The 18,688-nt window shown below is 60.8% G+C and carries 14 protein-coding genes and 3 pseudogenes; 3 read left to right on the forward strand and 14 right to left on the reverse strand.

All coding sequences use genetic code 11. The annotated features are described in order from the left end of the window. Nucleotides 1–50: 50 nt before the first annotated feature. Nucleotides 51–1,520 (reverse strand): IMP dehydrogenase, encoded by a 1,470-nt coding sequence (gene guaB, locus JN403_RS24430; RefSeq protein WP_122535039.1) that lies wholly within the window; start codon nucleotides 1,518–1,520, stop codon nucleotides 51–53. A gap of 127 nt (nucleotides 1,521–1,647) precedes the next feature. Then, a complete protein-coding gene (locus JN403_RS24435) occupies nucleotides 1,648–2,196 on the reverse strand; it encodes a sugar ABC transporter ATPase (RefSeq protein ID WP_205484647.1) in 549 nt (182 codons plus the stop codon). Between the two features lie 135 nt (nucleotides 2,197–2,331). On the opposite strand from JN403_RS24435, the gene xseA reads away from it, so the two are divergent. From xseA to leuA, 3 genes and pseudogenes are all read left to right on the forward strand, one after another. After that, entirely contained in the window at nucleotides 2,332–3,711 is a 1,380-nt protein-coding gene (gene xseA, locus JN403_RS24440; protein ID WP_205484648.1) for an exodeoxyribonuclease VII large subunit, read from the forward strand. A gap of 3 nt (nucleotides 3,712–3,714) precedes the next feature. Then, nucleotides 3,715–4,557 carry a peptidoglycan DD-metalloendopeptidase family protein gene (locus JN403_RS24445; RefSeq protein ID WP_205484650.1) on the forward strand — a complete coding sequence of 281 codons (843 nt, stop codon included), beginning with the start codon at nucleotides 3,715–3,717 and terminating at the stop codon, nucleotides 4,555–4,557. A gap of 448 nt (nucleotides 4,558–5,005) precedes the next feature. Further along, a pseudogene (gene leuA / locus JN403_RS24450) lies at nucleotides 5,006–6,687 on the forward strand (2-isopropylmalate synthase). 92 nt (nucleotides 6,688–6,779) lie between these two features. Here the strand turns inward: leuA and JN403_RS24455 are convergent. The 12 genes and pseudogenes from JN403_RS24455 to rlmN form a co-directional block, all read right to left on the reverse strand. Continuing rightward, entirely contained in the window at nucleotides 6,780–7,187 is a 408-nt protein-coding gene (locus JN403_RS24455) for a hypothetical protein (protein WP_205484652.1), read from the reverse strand. A gap of 124 nt (nucleotides 7,188–7,311) precedes the next feature. Then, nucleotides 7,312–7,749: a hypothetical protein gene (locus JN403_RS24460; RefSeq protein WP_205484654.1), complete on the reverse strand. Its 438-nt coding sequence runs from the start codon at nucleotides 7,747–7,749 to the stop codon at nucleotides 7,312–7,314. Nucleotides 7,750–7,807: 58 nt separating this feature from the next. Beyond that, entirely contained in the window at nucleotides 7,808–8,599 is a 792-nt protein-coding gene (locus JN403_RS24465) for an amidohydrolase (protein ID WP_122535031.1), read from the reverse strand. Then, nucleotides 8,587–9,735, reverse strand: coding sequence for a pyridoxal phosphate-dependent aminotransferase (locus JN403_RS24470; RefSeq protein ID WP_205484656.1), 1,149 nt, complete (start codon nucleotides 9,733–9,735; stop codon nucleotides 8,587–8,589). The genes JN403_RS24465 and JN403_RS24470 overlap by 13 nt, the downstream gene beginning before the upstream one ends. Before the next feature lie 116 nt (nucleotides 9,736–9,851). After that, entirely contained in the window at nucleotides 9,852–11,324 is a 1,473-nt protein-coding gene (gene der / locus JN403_RS24475) for a ribosome biogenesis GTPase Der (RefSeq protein WP_065990003.1), read from the reverse strand. 149 nt (nucleotides 11,325–11,473) lie between these two features. Further along, nucleotides 11,474–12,623 (reverse strand): annotated as a pseudogene (gene bamB, locus JN403_RS24480) (outer membrane protein assembly factor BamB). Continuing rightward, a complete protein-coding gene (locus JN403_RS24485; RefSeq protein WP_122535028.1) occupies nucleotides 12,616–13,257 on the reverse strand; it encodes a tetratricopeptide repeat protein in 642 nt (213 codons plus the stop codon). The pseudogene bamB and the gene JN403_RS24485 overlap by 8 nt, the downstream one beginning before the upstream one ends. Nucleotides 13,258–13,295: 38 nt before the next feature. After that, complete coding sequence (gene hisS / locus JN403_RS24490; protein ID WP_205484658.1) at nucleotides 13,296–14,585, reverse strand: histidine--tRNA ligase; 1,290 nt, start codon at nucleotides 14,583–14,585, stop codon at nucleotides 13,296–13,298. Between the two features lie 21 nt (nucleotides 14,586–14,606). Further along, a complete protein-coding gene (gene ispG / locus JN403_RS24495) occupies nucleotides 14,607–15,716 on the reverse strand; it encodes a flavodoxin-dependent (E)-4-hydroxy-3-methylbut-2-enyl-diphosphate synthase (protein ID WP_065990008.1) in 1,110 nt (369 codons plus the stop codon). A 3-nt stretch (nucleotides 15,717–15,719) separates the two neighbouring features. Further along, nucleotides 15,720–16,753: pseudogene (locus JN403_RS24500) on the reverse strand (RodZ family helix-turn-helix domain-containing protein). Then, entirely contained in the window at nucleotides 16,753–17,511 is a 759-nt protein-coding gene (gene pilW / locus JN403_RS24505) for a type IV pilus biogenesis/stability protein PilW (protein ID WP_205484660.1), read from the reverse strand. The pseudogene JN403_RS24500 and the gene pilW overlap by 1 nt, the downstream one beginning before the upstream one ends. Nucleotides 17,512–17,537: 26 nt before the next feature. Continuing rightward, a complete protein-coding gene (gene rlmN, locus JN403_RS24510) occupies nucleotides 17,538–18,686 on the reverse strand; it encodes a 23S rRNA (adenine(2503)-C(2))-methyltransferase RlmN (RefSeq protein WP_205484662.1) in 1,149 nt (382 codons plus the stop codon). Nucleotides 18,687–18,688: the final 2 nt, after the last annotated feature.

Consider the following 18,688-nt stretch of genomic DNA (forward strand, 5'->3'; position numbering starts at 1 on the left):
CCGCTACAGATCGCTTGTAGCTAGTAACTATCAACTTGTGGCTGGAGGCATCAGCCGACCCGGTAGTTCGGCGCTTCCTTGGTGATCTGCACGTCGTGAACGTGGGATTCAGCCATGCCGGCACCGGTGATGCGCACGAATTCAGGCTTGGTGCGCATTTCGTGGATGTCGGCGCTACCGGTGTAACCCATCGAGGAGCGCAGGCCGCCCATCAACTGGTGAACGATGGCAGTCAGGGAACCCTTGTACGCAACGCGGCCTTCGATACCTTCCGGTACGAGCTTTTCCGCGCCGTCGGACGAGTCCTGGAAGTAACGGTCCGACGAGCCCTGGGCCTGGGACATTGCGCCCAGCGAACCCATGCCGCGATAGGCCTTGTACGAACGGCCCTGGAACAGCTCGATCTCGCCTGGAGCTTCTTCGGTACCGGCAAACATAGAACCCATCATCACGCAGTAAGCGCCGGCAACGATGGCCTTGGACAGGTCACCCGAGAAACGGATGCCGCCGTCGGCGATCAGCGGAACGTCAGTGCCTTCCAGTGCCGACGCCACGTTGGCGATGGCGCTGATTTGCGGGACGCCCACGCCAGCGACGATACGGGTGGTGCAGATGGAGCCAGGACCGATGCCGACCTTGACGCCGTCAGCGCCAGCTTCGACCAGTGCGAGTGCAGCGGCGCCGGTAGCGATGTTGCCGCCGATGACTTGCACGTCAGGGAAGTTCTGTTTGACCCAGCGAACGCGGTCGATCACGCCTTTGGAGTGGCCGTGGGCGGTGTCGACCACGATAACGTCCACGCCCGCAGCAACCAGCGCGCTGACGCGTTCGCCGGTGTCTTTACCGGTGCCGACCGCAGCGCCGACACGCAGACGACCCTGGTCGTCCTTGCTCGCGAGAGGCCAGGCTTTGGATTTCTCGATGTCCTTGACGGTCATCATGCCCTTGAGCGCGAACTTGTCGTCGACGATCAGGACTTTTTCCAGACGGTGCTTGTGCAGCAAGTCACGCACTTCGTACTTGTCGGCGCCTTCGCGGACGGTGACCAGACGCTCTTTCGGCGTCATCACTTCGCGAACGGCGATGTCCAGGCGGGTTTCAAAACGGACGTCGCGGGAGGTCACGATGCCGACGAGCTCGCCATCATGCAGGACTGGAACGCCGGAGATGTTGTGTTGACGGGTCAGTTCGAACAAGTCACGAACGGTCGCGTCAGCCTCGATGGTGATCGGATCCTTGACCACACCCGCTTCGAACTTCTTGACCTTGCGCACTTCGGCAGCTTGCTGCTCGACGGTCATGTTCTTGTGGATGATGCCGATGCCGCCTTCCTGAGCCATGGCGATTGCCAGACGGGCTTCAGTGACGGTGTCCATAGCGGCGGAAACGAGGGGGATGTTGAGTTCGATGCCACGGGTCAATCGTGTTTTCAGACTGACTTCGTTGGGAAGCACCTCGGAATAACCGGGCACAAGGAGAATGTCGTCGAATGTAAGGGCTTCTTGGCTTATACGCAGCATCGCTGGGCTCCCGAGCGGGAAAATGGAAGCGCGCCATTGTACCCAGACACCTGCACTATCTCAATGTAAAGATCAGGCTATTTAGCGTACGAGCGAGATTAATGCCGTCTATCACTGCACAGCACCTCTACAGCCTGACTTTGACATGGGACACCGGACGGTCCATACGCTCGGCAAATGCCTCGACGAAGCTGCTTTTGAAACCGGCATCCAGCCAATTATTGAAAATGAACCCCAGATTCGAGAACCCGCACGGCTCCAGAAACAGAAACCCGTTGATGTCGTCTTCATGGCGGCATTCGGGGCACATGAAGTTGTCGGTATGGCCCGGCATCCAGTCTTCAAGGCTGTCGAACAGGGCTTCGCCGATCTCGCGCCGACACTCTGGACAACCGGCCTCCTCCTTGAAGCCCTGCTGCGGGGTATAGATGCAGCGCTTGAGGACAATTTCCAGACCGTTGACCGGTTGACCGAATGGCAAGGCGTCAGGGTTTTCGACGAAGCGTCGCGCGCCCGGGGCAACCGCGTAGGCCATGCGGTTGAAGCTGCGCCCACAGGTGGTCAGAGATTCTTCGACGACGTTCAGCTTCACCAGCCAGCGCAGGATCGCCCGCGCCTTCGCTTCGTGCGCAGGAAAGCTGGAGATTTGCGGGACGATGATGCTTTGGGTGTCCATGACGGGCCTGTCTGACGAGTAATCGGGGGCGGCAGCTTAATCGCGCTGTCTGTGACGTCAAGTATGGCCGTCGGGGCGCGCGCCGTCAGCGATCTCATCTGGTGACCCGTGCCCCAATGCCTTTATGATGCCGCCATGATCAAAGACCCCTTCGCAAGACTCGGCCTTGACCGGGACGTTCTCACTGTCAGCCAGCTCAACGGCCGCGCACGCGTGCTGCTGGAAGATGTGTTTTCCAGCATCTGGGTGGAGGGCGAGATTTCCAACCTCTCGCGTCCGGCCTCCGGGCACGTTTACTTCACGCTGAAGGACTCCGGCGCCCAGGTGCGTTGCGCGTTGTTTCGCAGCAACGCGGCGCGGGTACGTCAGGCGTTGAAGGACGGCCTGGCGGTCAAGGTACGCGGCAAGGTCTCGCTGTTTGAGGGTCGCGGCGACTACCAGCTGATTCTCGACACCGTCGAGCCTGCTGGCGATGGCGCGCTGCGTCTGGCCTTCGATGCGTTGAAGGAAAAGCTCAGCGCCGAAGGCATGTTCAGCGCCGAGCGCAAGGTCGCCCTGCCCCTGCACCCCAAGCGCATCGGCATCATCAGCTCCCCGACCGGCGCGGTGATTCGCGACATCATCAGCGTGTTTCGCCGTCGCGCGCCCCAGGTTGAACTCACCCTGATCCCCACCGCCGTGCAGGGCCGCGAAGCCATCGGCCAGATCGTGCGCGCTCTGACGCTCGCTGACGGCCGGGGTTTCGACGCGTTGATCCTCGCCCGGGGCGGCGGTTCGCTGGAAGACCTCTGGTGCTTCAACGAAGAGGCCGTCGCCCGGGCCATTGACGCCTGCGTGACGCCGATCGTCAGCGCGGTCGGTCATGAAACCGATGTCTCGATCAGTGACTTCGTCGCCGATGTGCGCGCCCCGACGCCCTCCGCTGCCGCTGAACTGCTGGCGCCGGATTCAAGTGATCTGCACCGCCGGGTCGACAGCCTGGAGCGCCGACTGATCAGCCGCATGCAGGACCGACTGATGCGCGAGCAATTGCGCCTGGACGGTATTTCCCGCCGCTTGCGTCACCCTGGCGAGCGTCTGCGCCAACGCGCCCAGCGCCTCGACGACCTGGACATGCGCATGCGACGGGCCTTTGAGCAGCAGATGCACAAGCGCCAGGTGCGCATGAGCCATCTGGAAAGCCGCCTGGCCGCGCAACATCCGGGACGCACACTGATGTTTCTGCGTCAGCGCCTGGCGGTATTGGCCGAGCGGCTGCCCCGTGCGATCAAGGAAAACCTCAAGAGCCGTCGCCTGCAGCTGCAAAGTCAGGTGCAGACGCTCAACGTGGTCAGCCCGCTGGCGACCCTTGGCCGTGGTTACAGTATTTTGCTGGATGAACGCGGCAGGGCCATTCGCGCTGCCGAGCAGACGCATCAGGGTCAGCGCCTGACGGCGAAGCTGGCCGACGGCGAACTGCAAGTGCGCGTCGAAGACAACCATCTGACGCCTGTCACCCTTTCACTTCTGGATTGATCAATGCTGCCTCTTCTATCCCGTTCGTTAGCCACTGCTGCCTTGGTCTTTTGCGCGGCCCTGCCCGCCTATGCTGACAGCTACATTTCCCGCCTGCTCAACAAGCCGGTGCCAGGCGGCGTAGCGGTGGTCGATCTCGGCCCCGCCGCACAAGCGCCCAAAGCCACGTGGCAGGGCAAGCCGGTGCTGGTGGTCAAGGATCAGGACGCGCGCTGGCTGGCCATCGTCGGCATTCCGTTGAGCATCAAGCCTGGAACCTCGCAGCAGGTCAGCAGCGGCGGCCGTAACCTGCCCTTCGTGGTCGGCGACAAGAAATACCCGGAGCAGCGGATTACCCTGAAGAATAAGCGTCAGGTCAATCCCGACCTGGAAGACCTGAAGCGCATCGAGCAGGAGCTCGACGTGCAGGTTCGCGCCTACCGCACGTTCAGCCCGGTCACGCCGAGCAATCTGTTGCTGGACAAACCAGTGGACGGGCCGCTCTCAAGCAAATTCGGTGTTCGACGCTTTTTCAACGGTGAGGAGCGAAACCCTCACGCGGGATTGGATTTCGCCGTTCCTGCGGGTACGCCTATCAAGTCGCCGGCGGCGGGCAAGGTGATTCTGATCGGCAATTACTTCTTCAATGGCAACACGGTGTTCGTCGATCACGGACAGGGCTTCATCAGCATGTTCTGCCATATGTCGAAGATCGACGTGAAGGTCGGCGATGCCGTGCCTCGCGGTGGCGTAGTCGGGCGAGTCGGTTCGACTGGCCGCGCGACGGGGCCGCACATGCACTGGAACGTCAGCCTGAATGACGCGCGTGTGGATCCTGCGATTTTCATCAATGCGTTTCAGCCGTAATGCTTGAGAGGGCCGAGTAGCCCTGTAGGACTGGCTTTAGCCGGGAAGGGATCAGGCGCTGAACTGCAAATCTGATGGTGTGAGTTCTGGCGCTTTCCCGGCTGAAGCCGGTCCTACCATAACAGCCGTTGCGGTCAGCCCCAACCGTGACGGCAATTTAATCGGGCAATTCCCCGAAATACGGCAATAACATCTCGACCACAAGCCATTAGCGCTGACTTCTCTCAATTTTTCCCAACCGCTTGCCAGCTTTCACCCCATTCGTTACGTTTGGCGACATGAAAACCTCTCACACCCTCATTCTGATGCGTCAACATCGCTGCCTCTGCCTCGTCAGTGCACGACTGCAAAGCTGAACGCGGTGCCTCGACGCTTACCCGCAGTGCTACTCTCGCATCAACCGGCTGGCCGCCTTCTTTCGGCCCTGAGTACAACAAGGACTATTCACATGACCATGCTCAAAGATCCCTCGACGAAGTACCGCGCCTTTCCTGTCATTGACCTGCCTGACCGCACCTGGCCTTCCAAGACCATCACTGCGGCGCCGATCTGGTGCAGTTCCGACTTGCGTGACGGTAACCAGTCGCTGATCGAGCCCATGGATGCGGTCAAAAAGCTGCGTTTCTGGAAAACCCTCGTGCAAGTCGGCGTGAAGGAAATCGAAGCCTCCTTCCCTTCCGCCTCGCAAACCGATTTCGACTTCGTGCGTACGCTCATCGAAGACGGCCACATCCCGGACGACACCACGATTCAGGTTCTGACCCAGGCCCGCGAAGACCTCATCGCACGGACGTTCGAATCCCTGCGCGGCGCGAAAAAGCCATCGTCCATTTGTACAACGCCACCTGCCCCTCCTTCCGCCGCATCGTCTTCAATCAGGACAAAGCGGGCGTGAAAGCCATTGCGGTAAATGCCGCCCAGCTGTTCGTCAAATACGCCGCGCTGCAGCCGGAAACCCAATGGCAGTTCGAGTACTCGCCTGAAACATTCAGCGCCACCGAGCTGGAGTTCGCCAAGGAAGTCTGCGACGCCGTCATCGAAGTGTGGAACGCGACGCCGCAGAACAAGGTGATCCTCAATCTGCCAGCCACCGTCGAAGTCGCCACCCCGAACATCTACGCCGACCAGATCGAGTGGTTCTGCCGCAACATTTCCCGTCGTGACAGCGTGATCATCAGCCTGCACACCCACAATGACCGTGGCACCGGCGTCGCCGCGACCGAGCTGGGCCTGATGGCCGGTGCGGATCGTGTCGAAGGCTGCCTGTTCGGCAACGGCGAGCGCACCGGCAACGTCGACCTCGTGACCGTCGCGCTGAACATGTACACCCAGGGCCTGAATCCGCAGCTGGATTTCTCCGACATCGACGGCGTCCGCAAGGTGGTCGAGGAATGCAACCAGATTCCGGTGCACCCGCGTCATCCGTACGTCGGCGATCTGGTGCACACCGCGTTTTCCGGCTCTCACCAGGACGCGATCCGCAAGGGCTTCACCCAGCAGAAGGACGGCACGCTGTGGGAAGTGCCCTACCTGCCGATCGACCCGGCTGACATCGGCCGCAGCTACGAGGCGGTCATCCGCGTTAATAGCCAGTCTGGTAAAGGCGGGATCACTTACCTGCTCGAACAGGAATACGGCATTTCCCTGCCCCGTCGCATGCAGATCGAATTCAGCCAAGTGGTTCAGGGCGAGACCGATCGTTTGGGCCTGGAGATGACGGCTCAGCAGATTTACTCGCTGTTCAAGCGTGAATACCTGCAGGCCAACAAGCCCTACGCACTGGTCAGCCATCGCTTGCAGGAAGAGAACGGCAACAGCGCCGTGGAAGTGGTTGTAACCGGCATGGGCGACAGCGAGAGCAACCTGCGCTGGAAAGGCACGGGCAACGGTGCACTGGAAGCGCTGGTCGCCGGCCTGCCGGTTTCGGCCGAGATCATGGATTACAACGAACATGCCATTGGCGCAGGCACCACGGCCAAGGCCGCTGCCTACATCGAGTTGCGTGTGGATGGCGACCGCGCGGTGCATGGCGTTGGTATCGACGAGAACATCACCACCGCGAGCTTCAAGGCGCTGTTCAGCGCGCTCAATCGTGGCTTGCTGCAGGCTGACGCGACGAAGGCGGCGTAATCGCCGGCAAGCACGCTGCGTGGTAAAACGCGACAGCGACAAAAAAGGCCCTGAAGTGCAAGCTTCAGGGCCTTTTGTTTAACGCCGGATCGTCAGGCCGTGGTGTCGACTTTGACTTTCATCAAGTTCAACAGGGAAGCCTGCAGTGCGCCCAGTTGAGCCATGGTCCCGGAAATTTGCTGCTGGATAGCCATGACCTGCGTCGCCTTCAGCTCATCCGGCGCCTTGCTGCCTTGAGCCGCGGCCAGCTGAGCCTGCTGCTGCTGAAGAATCTTCTGAGTACGCTCAATCTGCTCCTGCAACTGCTTGATCATCTCCTCCTTCATGCTCGGCGCGTCGCCTGACTCGGTGGCGCCAGACGCCTTGGAGTCTCCATACACATTGCCACGCAGCTCGACACTGGCAGCCTTGGCATCGCTCTTGGTGGCGTCGTCAGTCTTGACGGCAGCCGTGAACACGCTGGAGTAAGCACCCAAGGAACTGGTGTTGATAGTGGTCATGATGAACTCCTTATGAGGTGCACGTTGTATCGGCCAGCGTACAAACATCTGAAGTCGAATTTATTGCACCACAGGAACGCCCCACGACCGATGTCATGGAGCGGTTTGCCTCTGAATCAGTGAATCAGGCGGTGGTGTTGATGCTGCCGGACTTCTGCAGTTGCAAGAGGGCCGCCTGCTCCGTGGCCAGGCTGGCGGTGGACGACGAGATCTGTCCCTGAATCGCCATCACGCGCGCAGACTTTTCCTCGTCGGTGCCAGCGCTGGCCTGGGCGGCAGCGAGCTGCTGTTGCTGCTCCTGCAAGCGCTTCTGGGTTTCCTTGATCTGCTCTTCCAGCTTCGCGATGGCCTGCTCGCTGGTGCTGGAAGAGTCTGACGCGCCACCTGCCCCGCCGGCACCGCCGGCGCTACCCGCAGCGGTCGCCGGCGTTGCAGACGCTGAAACAGCCTCTGTGGTGGTCGAGGCGTCGCTGTCAGCCACTTCAGCCGTGGCGTCTTTCTTGACCGCGACCGTGAAGCGGGTGGAGTACGAACTCAATGAGGATGTGCTGATGGTGGTCATACCGATCTCCTGTCTGGGTACAACCGCTATCGACCACGCGCCCCTCAACTCTATGACGTTACTGTATCTCGAATGTATCCGCGTCGAGACAGGCCGGGAATTTCTCGCGATACGCCGCCAGACTCTGCGCTGACAAGCTGACCTGAAACACCCCGTCTGCCTCGCCGATGTTGAGCAGGCTCTCGCCCTGGAAATCCAGCACCTGGCTGTCGCCCGTGTAGGCGAAGCCCTTCCCATCAATGCCGACGCGATTCACCGCCGCGACGTAGCAGAGGTTCTCGATGGCCCGCGCTGGCAGCAAGCGGTTCCAGTGCAGACGGCGAGCGCCCGGCCAGTTGGCGGTGTACAGCAGCAGATCGGTATTCTGGGCGTCACGGCTCCACACCGGAAAACGCAGGTCGTAGCAGATCAGCGGACGAATCCGCCAGCCCTTGAGCTCGAACTGCACCTGGCGCTCGCCCGGGCTGTAATGCTCGTGCTCCCCAGCCATTCTGAACAGATGGCGCTTGTCGTAATGCAGCAGCTCGCCGTCCGGTCGCGCCCACAGCAGGCGATTGCGATGGCTGCCGTCAGCGGCGCGAATGATCACGCTGCCGGTCACCACCGCATTCAGTTGCCTGGCTTGGGCCAGTATCCACTGAGCCGTCGGGCCGTCTTCGGGCTCGGCGAGCAGTTCGGATTCCATGGAAAACCCGGTGGTAAACATTTCCGGCAGGATCACCAGATCCGCGCCTTGGGCCTGGGCCAGCAGTTCTTCGAAGTGAGCGTGGTTCGCCGGGGCGTCGTGCCAGACCAGCGTGGTCTGGACCAACGCGATGTTCAGATTGGGCAGCGTGCTCAGATCGCGCATAGTTTTTCCGCTGCTTGACGCAGCGTCTCCTCACGCTTGGGAAAGCACAGCCGGATCAGGCGCTGGCCTTCAGGCGGATTCTGGTAGAACACCGAAATCGGAATGCTCGCGACACCGTGTTCGCGAGTCATCCACAGCGACATGTCGACGTCATTGAGGTCCGGGCGGATCTGCGAATAATCAACGAGCTGAAAGTACGTGCCGCTGGCGCGCGTGAACGTGAAGCGCGAGGCGTCCAGGCGATCGCAGAAATAGTCGCGCTTGGCCTGATAGAACGCCGGCAGTTCGTCGACGTGTTCAGGGTGCGCCGCCATGAAATCGGCCAGCGCCCATTGCAGCGGTGTCACGCCGCAGAACGCAACAAATTGGTGGACCTTGCGCGCTTCGGCGGTCAGTGCCGGCGGCGCGACAAGGTAGCCGGTTTTCCAGCCGGTGACGTGGTAGGTCTTGCCGAACGAGCTGACCACGAAAGCGCGCTGGTAGAGTTCGTCATGGGCCAGCACGCTGGCGTGCTGCAGGCCGTCGAACACCAGGTGTTCGTAGACTTCATCGCTGAGCACGTAGATGTCCCGGCCCCGGATCAACGCAGCCAGGCGATCCAGTTCCCCGCGGGTGATCAGCGCGCCGCTGGGGTTGTGCGGCGTGTTGATCACGATCATTCGGGTGCGAGGGCTCAACGCGGCGCTGAGCTTTTCCCAGTCGATGGCGAAGTCACCGTCCTTGAGCTGAACATGGACGCAGCGTCCACTGGCCAGCTCCACCGAAGGCGCGTAACTGTCGTAGCACGGGTCGAAGACGATGACTTCATCGCCGGCTCTGACAACCGCCTGGATGGCGCAGAAGATGGCGTGGGTGGCGCCGGGCGTGATGGTGATTTCGCTGTCGACGCCGACCTGACGGCCGTAGCAGCGAGCGATCTTGGCGGCGACTTGCTCGCGCAATGCCGGCAGCCCGGCCATCGGCGCGTATTGGTTGTTGCCGTCCATGACGCGGCGGCACAAGGCTTCACGCAGTGCGTCGGGCCCATCGAAATCGGGAAAACCCTGGGACAGATTGATCGCCCCTGTTTCGGCGGCAAGCTGAGACATCACAGTAAAAATGGTGGTGCCAACGTTCGGCAGTTTGCTGGTGATCATGGGTTTTCCTGCTCCACTCCCGATACCTGAAGGGCTCGGGGACTGGCAGGATAGCCCAGATATCGCGCACAAAAAAGGCGCCACTGGCGCCTTTTCCGAGAAAGACCTTTACACGATCAGCGCTTGTCGCGGCGCTTCTTGTCGGCCTTCTTGTGGTGCGACATCATTCGACGCTTCTTGTTGACCTGGCGGTCGGTCAGCGTGTTTTTGTTGCCTTCGTACGGGTTTTCGCCGCCCTTGAACTCGATGCGGATCGGCGTACCGACCAACTTGAGCACGCGACGATAGGTATTCTCGAGATACCGAACGTACGACTTGGGTACTTTCTCGACCTGGTTACCGTGGATCACGATCAACGGCGGGTTCGCGCCGCCCAAGTGAGCGTAACGCAGCTTGATGCGGCGGCTGCCGACCATGGGTGGTGCGTGCTCGCTGACCGCGTCTTCCAGAATCTGGGTCAAACGGCTGGTCGGCCAACGGGTCACAGCGGATTTGAACGAGTTCTGCACCGACTGATACAGGTTACCCACGCCGGTGCCGTGCAGCGCCGAGATGAAGTGGATGTCGGCGAAGTCGACGAAGAACAGCCGACGCTCCAGTTCAACCTTCACATAGTCGCGCTCGCTCGGCACCATGCCATCCCACTTGTTGAGTGCGATGACCAGCGCCCGACCGGACTCAAGGGCAAAGCCCAGCAAGTTGAGGTCGTGGTCGACGACGCCTTCACGGGCGTCCATCACGAAGATCACCACGTTGGCGTCTTTGATCGCCTGCAGCGTTTTGACCACGGAGAACTTTTCGACTTCTTCGTGGATCTTGCCGCGCTTGCGCACACCAGCAGTGTCGATCAGCGTGTACTTTTCCTCGTTGCGTTCGAACGGGATGTAAATGCTGTCGCGGGTGGTGCCGGGCTCGTCGTAGACGATAACCCGGTCTTCACCGAGCATGCGGTTGACCAGCGTCGACTTGCCGACGTTAGGACGACCGATGATCGCGATCTTGATCCCGTCCTTCTCGCTCGGACCCGGAATGCGCTTGGCTTCCTGACCTTCGGCAACGACTTCCTCTTCTTCGCCTTCTTCGACTTCGTCAGCGTCTTTCGGGAAATCGCGCAGGGCGATCTCGAGCATCTGGGTGATGCCGCGTCCGTGAGCGCCGGCCACCGGAATCGCGTCACCCATGCCCAGCGGTGCAAACTCGGCGCGGGCCATGTCAGGGTCGATGTTGTCGACCTTGTTGGCGACGACGTAGGACGTCTTGTTGCGCTTGCGCAGGTGCTCGCCAATCATCTGGTCGGCGGCAGTGAAGCCTGCTTTTGCGTCAACGAGGAACAACACGACATCGGCTTCTTCGATGGCCAGCAGCGACTGCTCGGCCATTTTTTCGTCCATGCCGTGTTCGTCGCCAGAGATACCGCCGGTGTCGATCAGGATGTAGGAGCGCCCTTGCCACTTGGCCTCACCGTATTGGCGATCACGGGTCAGACCGGACAAGTCGCCGACGATGGCGTCGCGAGTCCTGGTCAGGCGGTTGAACAAGGTGGACTTGCCGACGTTCGGTCGACCCACCAGGGCGATTACGGGAACCATGCGGCTCTCCACTTCGTTATTTCAGAAAATACAAAAGCCGCTGCAAGGCAGCGGCCGGAGTTCGGAGCGACACCGAAGCGTCGCAGGCCCCATGAAAGCGGGACCGCCTGGGGAAGTCGAAGCTCGACCTCCTCAAGCATAGACAGCCACTACTTGATCGTCAGCGCTTCCAGCTTGCCGCTGTTGCCGAAGACATAAATGGTGCTGCCGGAGACCAGCGGGCGGGCACGCAGGCCATCGCTGTCAATCTTTTCACGGGCGACGAAGTGGCCATCGACCTGGCTCAGCAGGTGCAGATAGCCTTCCATGTCACCGACCGCAACGTAGCTGGAAAACACTTCCGGCGCGCCGAGTTGACGACGGGCCAGCGAGTCGTTGCTCCACAGACCGGTGGACGAGCGCTCATCGATGCCTTCCACGGTGCCGTTGGCCAGCGAAACGTAAACGCTGCCGAAGCCCTGCGCCACACCCGAATAGCTCGATGCATCACGCTGCCACAGCACGCGGCCACTCTGCAGTTCCAGACCGGCTACGCGGCCCTGATAAGTCGCGACGTACAGCGTGTTGCCGGACAGCAGCAAGCCGCCGTCGATGTCGACCACACGATCAAGCTCGGAGCGACCTGTCGGAACGGCAACGCGCTGCTCCCAGGCCGGGACGCCGTTGTTGATATCCAGCGCCACGACCTTACCGGTCGACAGCCCAGCAATGGCCAGCGAATCGGTGGCAATCGGTGCGCCGGTGCCACGAAGTGTCAGAACCGCAGGACTGCTCTCGTAGATCCAGCGCTGATCGCCAGTGATGGCGTCATAACCGATAACCCGATCATCCTGAGTCTGGGCAACCACGACACTGCCGTTGGTGGCCGGAGCGGACAGCACTTCGCTGGTCGCCTTGGATTTCCACTTCTGCTCGCCGGTGGCTTCGTCGAGGACGATGACTTCGCCGCGCAACGTGCCCAGCATGACCAGACCGAAACCTACGCCAACGGCGCCGGAAACCGGTTGCTCAAGCTCTTTTTCCAGACCACGTCACCGTTGCTGCGATTGATCGCCATGACCAGACCGTTCGCGTCGGCAGCGTAGATGTTTTCGCCGTCGATGGCCGGGACCAGCATGTTGTATATATCGCCCTGACCGTCACCGACGGAGCGGCTCCACAACTTCTGCAGGGTCACTTCTTCCTTGAAGTCGACGAGCTCTGCCGGAGGCAGCTCTTTTTGCTGTTGCTGCTGCAACCCGCGGCCAGAATGGCCAGAGCCAGCAATGCTGCATGTTTCCAACGAATCACGTCACGCATCCCCTTTCGCCAGATCGTCGAGCTTCATTTGCAGACCGCCAACAGCCGCTTCTTCAGAAAGCGCCGCCTTGGCCTTTTTGTATGCAGCGTAAGCATCATCGGTACGACCCAGCTGCACCAGCAGGTCACCGCGGAGCTCTTCACGGCTGGCCGCGAACGACGTGTCGGCCTGACCGTCGAGCAACTTCAGCGCATCTTCAGCCTTGTTCTGTGCGGCAAGCACGCGAGCCAGACGCTGACGGGCGATTTCACCCAGTGTCGTATTGGCCGGCTTGTCGGTCACGGATTTCAGCTCGTTCGCAGCGTCATCCAGCTTGCCCGTGTCTACGGCCACCTTGGCCACGAACAGGCTGCCGTACTGAGCGTACGCGGTGCCGCCGAACTCGCTCTTCAGCTTGCCGGCGATCTCGGCCACACGGCCTGCATCAGCCTGGCCGCTAGGCGTCAGTGCGGTTTCCAGCAATTGCTGATAAAGCGCCGAACCACCCTGCGCCTGGTTGTTCTGATAGCGCTGCCAGCCTTGCCAGCCCAACACCACGATCACCGCCAGCAGGCCGCCGGTCACCAGAGGCTTGCCGTTACGCTGCCACCAGTCCTTTACGGCAACCAGCTCATCATCATCGGTACTCGACACCCCAATACTCCTATTCGCTAAATCGGCTTTTGTCTGCTTCAACCCTGCGAGATGCAGGTGGCCAGGTGCTCGGAGAGAGCATCCCAGGCAATATTCTGTTGTTCGCCCTGACCACGCAGCGGCTTGACGCCCACTTCCTTGCGCGCCAGCTCTTCATCGCCAAGGATCAGCGCGTACAGTGCGCCGCTCTTGTCGGCCTTCTTGAACTGGCTCTTGAAGCTGCCAGCCCCGGCATTGACGTGCAGGCGCAGGTTCGGCGCCTGATCGCGCAAGCGCTCGGACAAGGTCAGCGCTGCCAGCTCGGCGGCCTCGCCAAAGGCGCAGACGTAAACGTCGACCGTACGGGCGATGTCTTCGGGCACCTGCTCAAGGGTCTCCAGCAGCAGCACCAGACGTTCAATGCCCATGGCAAAGCCCACGCCTGATGTCGGCTTGCCGCCCATCTGCTCGACCAGACCGTCGTAACGGCCGCCCGCGCAGACGGTGCCCTGAGCGCCGAGTTGGTCAGTGACCCACTCAAATACGGTTTTGCTGTAGTAATCCAGGCCGCGAACCAGCTTCGGATTGATCACGTACGGAATGCCCGCCGCATCGAGACGCGCCTTCAGGCCTTCGAAGTGAACCCGGGATTCGTCGTCCAGGTAATCGGCCAGCTTGGGTGCATCGACCAGCACAGCCTGGGTTTCAGGGTGTTTGGTGTCGAGCACACGCAGCGGGTTGGTCTTCAGGCGACGCTGGCTGTCTTCGTCCAGTTGCTCGTGACGCGCAGAGAGATACTCGACCAGCGCTTCACGATAACGGCCGCGGGCTTCACTGGTGCCCAGGCTGTTGAGTTCCAGTTTGACGGCATTGCGGATACCCAGCAGGCCCCACAGGCGCCAGGTCAGAACGATCAGCTCGGCGTCGATGTCCGGACCATCGAGGTTGAACACCTCGACACCGATCTGGTGAAACTGACGATAACGGCCTTTTTGCGGACGCTCGTGGCGGAACATCGGGCCGATGTACCACAGCTTCTGCACCTGACCGCCGCCGGCGATGCCGTGTTCGAGGACCGCACGCACGCAGGCCGCTGTGCCTTCAGGGCGCAGGGTCAGCGAATCGCCATTGCGGTCGGCGAAGGTGTACATCTCTTTTTCGACGATGTCGGTGACTTCGCCGATGGAGCGTTTGAACAGGTCGGTGAACTCGACGATCGGCATGCGGATCTGGCGATAACCGTAGTTATCCAGCAAACGCGATACGGTGCCTTCGAAGTAGCGCCACAGCGGCGTCTGATCCGGCAGGATGTCATTCATGCCACGAATGGCTTGCAGAGACTTACTCACAAATATTCCTTGGAAACTGGGTTAGCCGCGCGCGATCAGCGCTGCGTCGGCCTCGACCTTTTCGGCCGCTCTCTGGCGGATCAAGCGTTCAAGCTGTTCCACCAGATTGTCATTTGTCAGCTTTTGCGCCGGCTTGCCATCGATGTAGATCAGGTTCGGCGTGCCACCGGTCAGACCAACGTGGGCTTCCTTCGCCTCGCCGGGACCGTTTACCACGCAGCCGATCACCGCAACATCCAGCGGGACCAGCAAATCTTCAAGGCGCCCTTCCAGCTCGTTCATGGTTTTGACCACATCGAAGTTCTGCCGCGAGCAGCTCGGGCAGGCGATGAAGTTGATGCCACGGGAACGCAGACGCAGCGACTTGAGGATGTCGTAACCGACCTTCACTTCTTCAACCGGATCGGCAGCCAGGGAAATCCGAATGGTATCGCCGATTCCTTCGGCCAGCAGCATACCTAGGCCGACGGCCGATTTCACTGTGCCTGAGCGCAAACCGCCCGCTTCAGTGATACCCAGGTGCAACGGCTGGATGATTTGTTTGGCCAGGAGGCGATAAGCCTCGACCGCCATGAACACATCGGAGGCCTTGACGCTGACCTTGAAGTCCTGGAAGTCCAGACGGTCCAGATGCTCGACGTGACGCAGTGCTGACTCGACCAAAGCCGCGGGCGTTGGCTCGCCGTACTTCTTTTGCAGGTCTTTTTCCAGCGAACCGGCATTGACGCCGATACGGATAGGAATGCCGCGATCACGGGCCGCCTCCACCACCGCGCGGACACGGTCTTCGCGGCCGATGTTGCCCGGATTGATCCGCAGGCAATCGACGCCCAACTCGGCAACGCGCAGGGCGATTCGGTAATCGAAATGGATGTCAGCGACCAGGGGGACCTTGACCAGCTGCTTGATACGGCCGAAAGCCTCGGCAGCGTCCATGTCTGGCACCGAGACGCGAACGATGTCCACACCAGCGGCTTCCAGACGGTTGATCTGGGCCACGGTGGCCGCGACGTCATTGGTGTCGCTGTTGGTCATGCTCTGCACTGCGATCGGGGCATCGCCACCGACCGGCACCGAGCCGACCCAGATTTTACGAGATTCGCGACGTTTGATCGGAGATTCGCCGTGCATGACTTATTGCCCTAGCTTCAGGCGAGCAGTTTCGCCACTGGTGAAAGGTGCCACATCAACCGGCTGACCGTTGTAGCTCACTTGCGCGCCACGAGCGAAGCCCAGGCGCAGGGTCAGCGGCGGCTTCCCATTGACGTCGAGGCTGTCGCCTTTTTCTTGAGACCGCTCATCAGCACTTTGCCGTTGCCATCGGTGACCTGGGTCCAGCAATCGTTGACAAACAGCACCTGCACGCGGCCGGCACCTGCCGGTACGGGCGCAGCGTCAGCCGTCGCACTTGGCGCGGTGGTGACAGGTGCGGTGGTCGCCGGCGTTGGCGCTACGGTGGTGACCGGCGCGGTCGCGTTCGACGCGGTATGTGCCGGAGCGATCGGTGCGGTGGTGGATGTGCTGTGGGGAACAACAGCGCCTGCAACCGTGCCCGTGGCGGCGGATGCACTGCTGGATGCAGCAGGCGCTTCAGGCGCGGACGCCGGCTCGGCGTTATTCAACGGCAGCGCGGTCTGGCCTTGAGCGACAGCTTGATCTTCCGGCTCGTCAAGCGGATGGATCTGGGTGGTGCCGTCAGCACTTTCGACTTCGACGTGTTCCATGCCCAGATTGGTCGGTTCCTTGCCGCGCAGCGTGGCTTGATCCTGCCACCACACAAAGCCGCCGCCGATCAATGCGATGAGCAGCAACAGGCTGACGATGCGCAGAATGTTGTGAGACAGGCGCACCGGCTCTTCGATTCGGCCCAGCGCATGAACGCTACTGCCCTTGCCGTCAGTGCCGGTGTACTGATCGAACGCACTGACCAGTGCCGCTTGATCAAGGTCCAGCAGCTTGGCGTATGCGCGTACATAGCCGCGGGCAAAGGTATGGCCGGGGAGCTTGTCAAAATCGCCCGCTTCCAGATGAGTCAGGGACGCCACGGTGAGGTTAAGCCTCAACGCCACATCTGGCAGCGACCAGTTCTTGCTCTCGCGGGCCTGACGCAATGTTTCGCCTGGGTTCGTGCGAGTGGCTGCTACAACTTCGGGATGCGCCGCTTTCATCATTGCTCCGACAGGTATTGCTGATATTCCGGCGTACCGGGATAGAGTCTTTTTAGAAGCAACCCGTAACTGGCCGCCTTGTTGCGATCATCAAACACCTTCGCCAGCCGCGTACCGAGCAACAGGCTCCGCGCATTCTGCTCGCTCAACTGGCTGAAACGCTCGTAGTAATCGCGCGCTGGCACATAATGCCTGTCTTCGTACGACAACTCAGCCATTTCCAGCAACGCGCGTGGCTGCTGACGATCGAGACGCAGCGCCTTGTCGAAATGCTCACGGGCGGTGACGCGATCGCCCAGCATCACCGCGGTCATGCCGAGATTCTCGAAAACCCGGGCGCGCTCGGCGTAGAGGTTATCCTCGGCGGCCTGCTCGAAGCGCTCGTAGGCTTCCTTGTAACGCTTCTGCTGGTAGAGAAAGCTGCCGTAGTTGTTGAGGATCCGCGCGTCTTTGGAACGTGCCGACAATGCTTTCTCGTAATACTGGTTCGCCAGCTCCGGTTCCATCTCGGCTTGAAACACCAGAGCCAGCGCGGCATTGGCGTCTGCGTCGGAGCCGTTGAGCTCAAGCGCTTTTTTCAGAGGTGCCTTCGCACGCTCCATCTGGCCCTGCTGAAGATAGCCCAATCCCAACTGCACATAAGCTTGACGAGCCTCGTCACGTCCCTTGCTGGTACTCAGCGGATCGACGTTGCCGGTGGACACACAACCGACCAGCAGCGTGGCAAAACAGAGCAGCAGCGCAACGCGCAGGAACATAGAGATCCTCTCAGTCAAATTCGCATTCAATTGCGAGCAGAAGCGACCTGCACCACCTCGGCATCGGCACTGAGCTCCCGCACGGCAATATAACGCTCGCTGCGACGGGTGCGGTCCATGACCTGCCCGACCAACTGGCCGCAGGCAGCATCGATGTCCTCACCGCGCGTGGTACGCACGGTGACGTTGAAACCGGCTTGATGCAGCAGATCCTGAAAACGACGGATCGCATTATTGCTGGGGCGCTCATAGCCCGAATGCGGAAACGGGTTGAACGGGATCAGGTTGACCTTGCACGGCGTATCCTTGAGCAGCTCGATCATCTCGATCGCGTGCTCAGGCCTGTCGTTGATGTCCTTGAGCAGCGTGTACTCGATGGTCAGCACACGCTTCTCGCCCAACGCAGCCATGTAGTTGCGGCAGGACTCGAGGAGCATCTTCAAGGGGTACTTTTTATTGATCGGCACCAACTGGTTTCGCAGCGCGTCGTTGGGCGCGTGCAGCGAGAGGGCCAGCGAGACGTCGATGTGCTTGGACAGCTCATCGATCATTGGCACCACGCCGGAGGTGGACAACGTCACCCGGCGCTTGGAAATGCCATACCCCAGGTCATCCATCATCAGATGCATGGCGGCAACGACATTGTCGAAGTTCAGCAATGGCTCGCCCATGCCCATCATCACCACGTTGGTGATGGCACGGTCGACGGTAGCCGGGACACTGCCGAAAGATTTGTTGGCAATCCACACCTGACCGATGACTTCGGCGGCAGTGAGGTTGCTGTTGAAGCCTTGTTTGCCGGTGGAGCAGAAACTGCAATCCAGCGCACAGCCCGCCTGGGACGAGACACACAGCGTGCCGCGTTTGCCTTGCGGAATATAGACGGTCTCGACGCAGCTGCCGGACTCGACACGGACGACCCATTTACGGGTGCCGTCGGTGGAGATGTCCTCGCTGACGACCTCGGGACCACGAATTTCGGCACGGCTCTGCAGCTTTTCGCGCAGGGCCTTGCCGACATTCGTCATGGCGTCGAAGTTATCGACGCCAAAGTGGTGAATCCACTTCATGACCTGACCGGCACGGAAGCGTTTCTCCCCGATAGACTCGAAGAATTTTTCCATTTCCAGCCGGGTCAGACCCAACAGGTTGATTTTGCCAGTTGATTCAGTCATGG

Source organism: Pseudomonas sp. 15A4 (assembly GCF_016925575.1).
Lineage (GTDB): Bacteria > Pseudomonadota > Gammaproteobacteria > Pseudomonadales > Pseudomonadaceae > Aquipseudomonas.

Bases quoted from the DNA above. Each gene is read 5' to 3' on its own strand.
- guaB (WP_122535039.1), bottom strand. From the start codon at position 1,520: ATGCTGCGTATAAGCCAAGAAGCCCTTACATTCGACGACATTCTCCTT.
- JN403_RS24435 (WP_205484647.1), bottom strand. From the start codon at position 2,196: ATGGACACCCAAAGCATCATCGTCCCGCAAATCTCCAGCTTTCCTGCG.
- xseA (WP_205484648.1), top strand. From the start codon at position 2,332: ATGATCAAAGACCCCTTCGCAAGACTCGGCCTTGACCGGGACGTTCTC.
- JN403_RS24445 (WP_205484650.1), top strand. From the start codon at position 3,715: ATGCTGCCTCTTCTATCCCGTTCGTTAGCCACTGCTGCCTTGGTCTTT.
- JN403_RS24455 (WP_205484652.1), bottom strand. From the start codon at position 7,187: ATGACCACTATCAACACCAGTTCCTTGGGTGCTTACTCCAGCGTGTTC.
- JN403_RS24460 (WP_205484654.1), bottom strand. From the start codon at position 7,749: ATGACCACCATCAGCACATCCTCATTGAGTTCGTACTCCACCCGCTTC.
- JN403_RS24465 (WP_122535031.1), bottom strand. From the start codon at position 8,599: ATGCGCGATCTGAGCACGCTGCCCAATCTGAACATCGCGTTGGTCCAG.
- JN403_RS24470 (WP_205484656.1), bottom strand. From the start codon at position 9,735: ATGATCACCAGCAAACTGCCGAACGTTGGCACCACCATTTTTACTGTG.
- der (WP_065990003.1), bottom strand. From the start codon at position 11,324: ATGGTTCCCGTAATCGCCCTGGTGGGTCGACCGAACGTCGGCAAGTCC.
- ispG (WP_065990008.1), bottom strand. From the start codon at position 15,716: ATGCACGGCGAATCTCCGATCAAACGTCGCGAATCTCGTAAAATCTGG.
- pilW (WP_205484660.1), bottom strand. From the start codon at position 17,511: ATGTTCCTGCGCGTTGCGCTGCTGCTCTGTTTTGCCACGCTGCTGGTC.
- rlmN (WP_205484662.1), bottom strand. From the start codon at position 18,686: ATGACTGAATCAACTGGCAAAATCAACCTGTTGGGTCTGACCCGGCTG.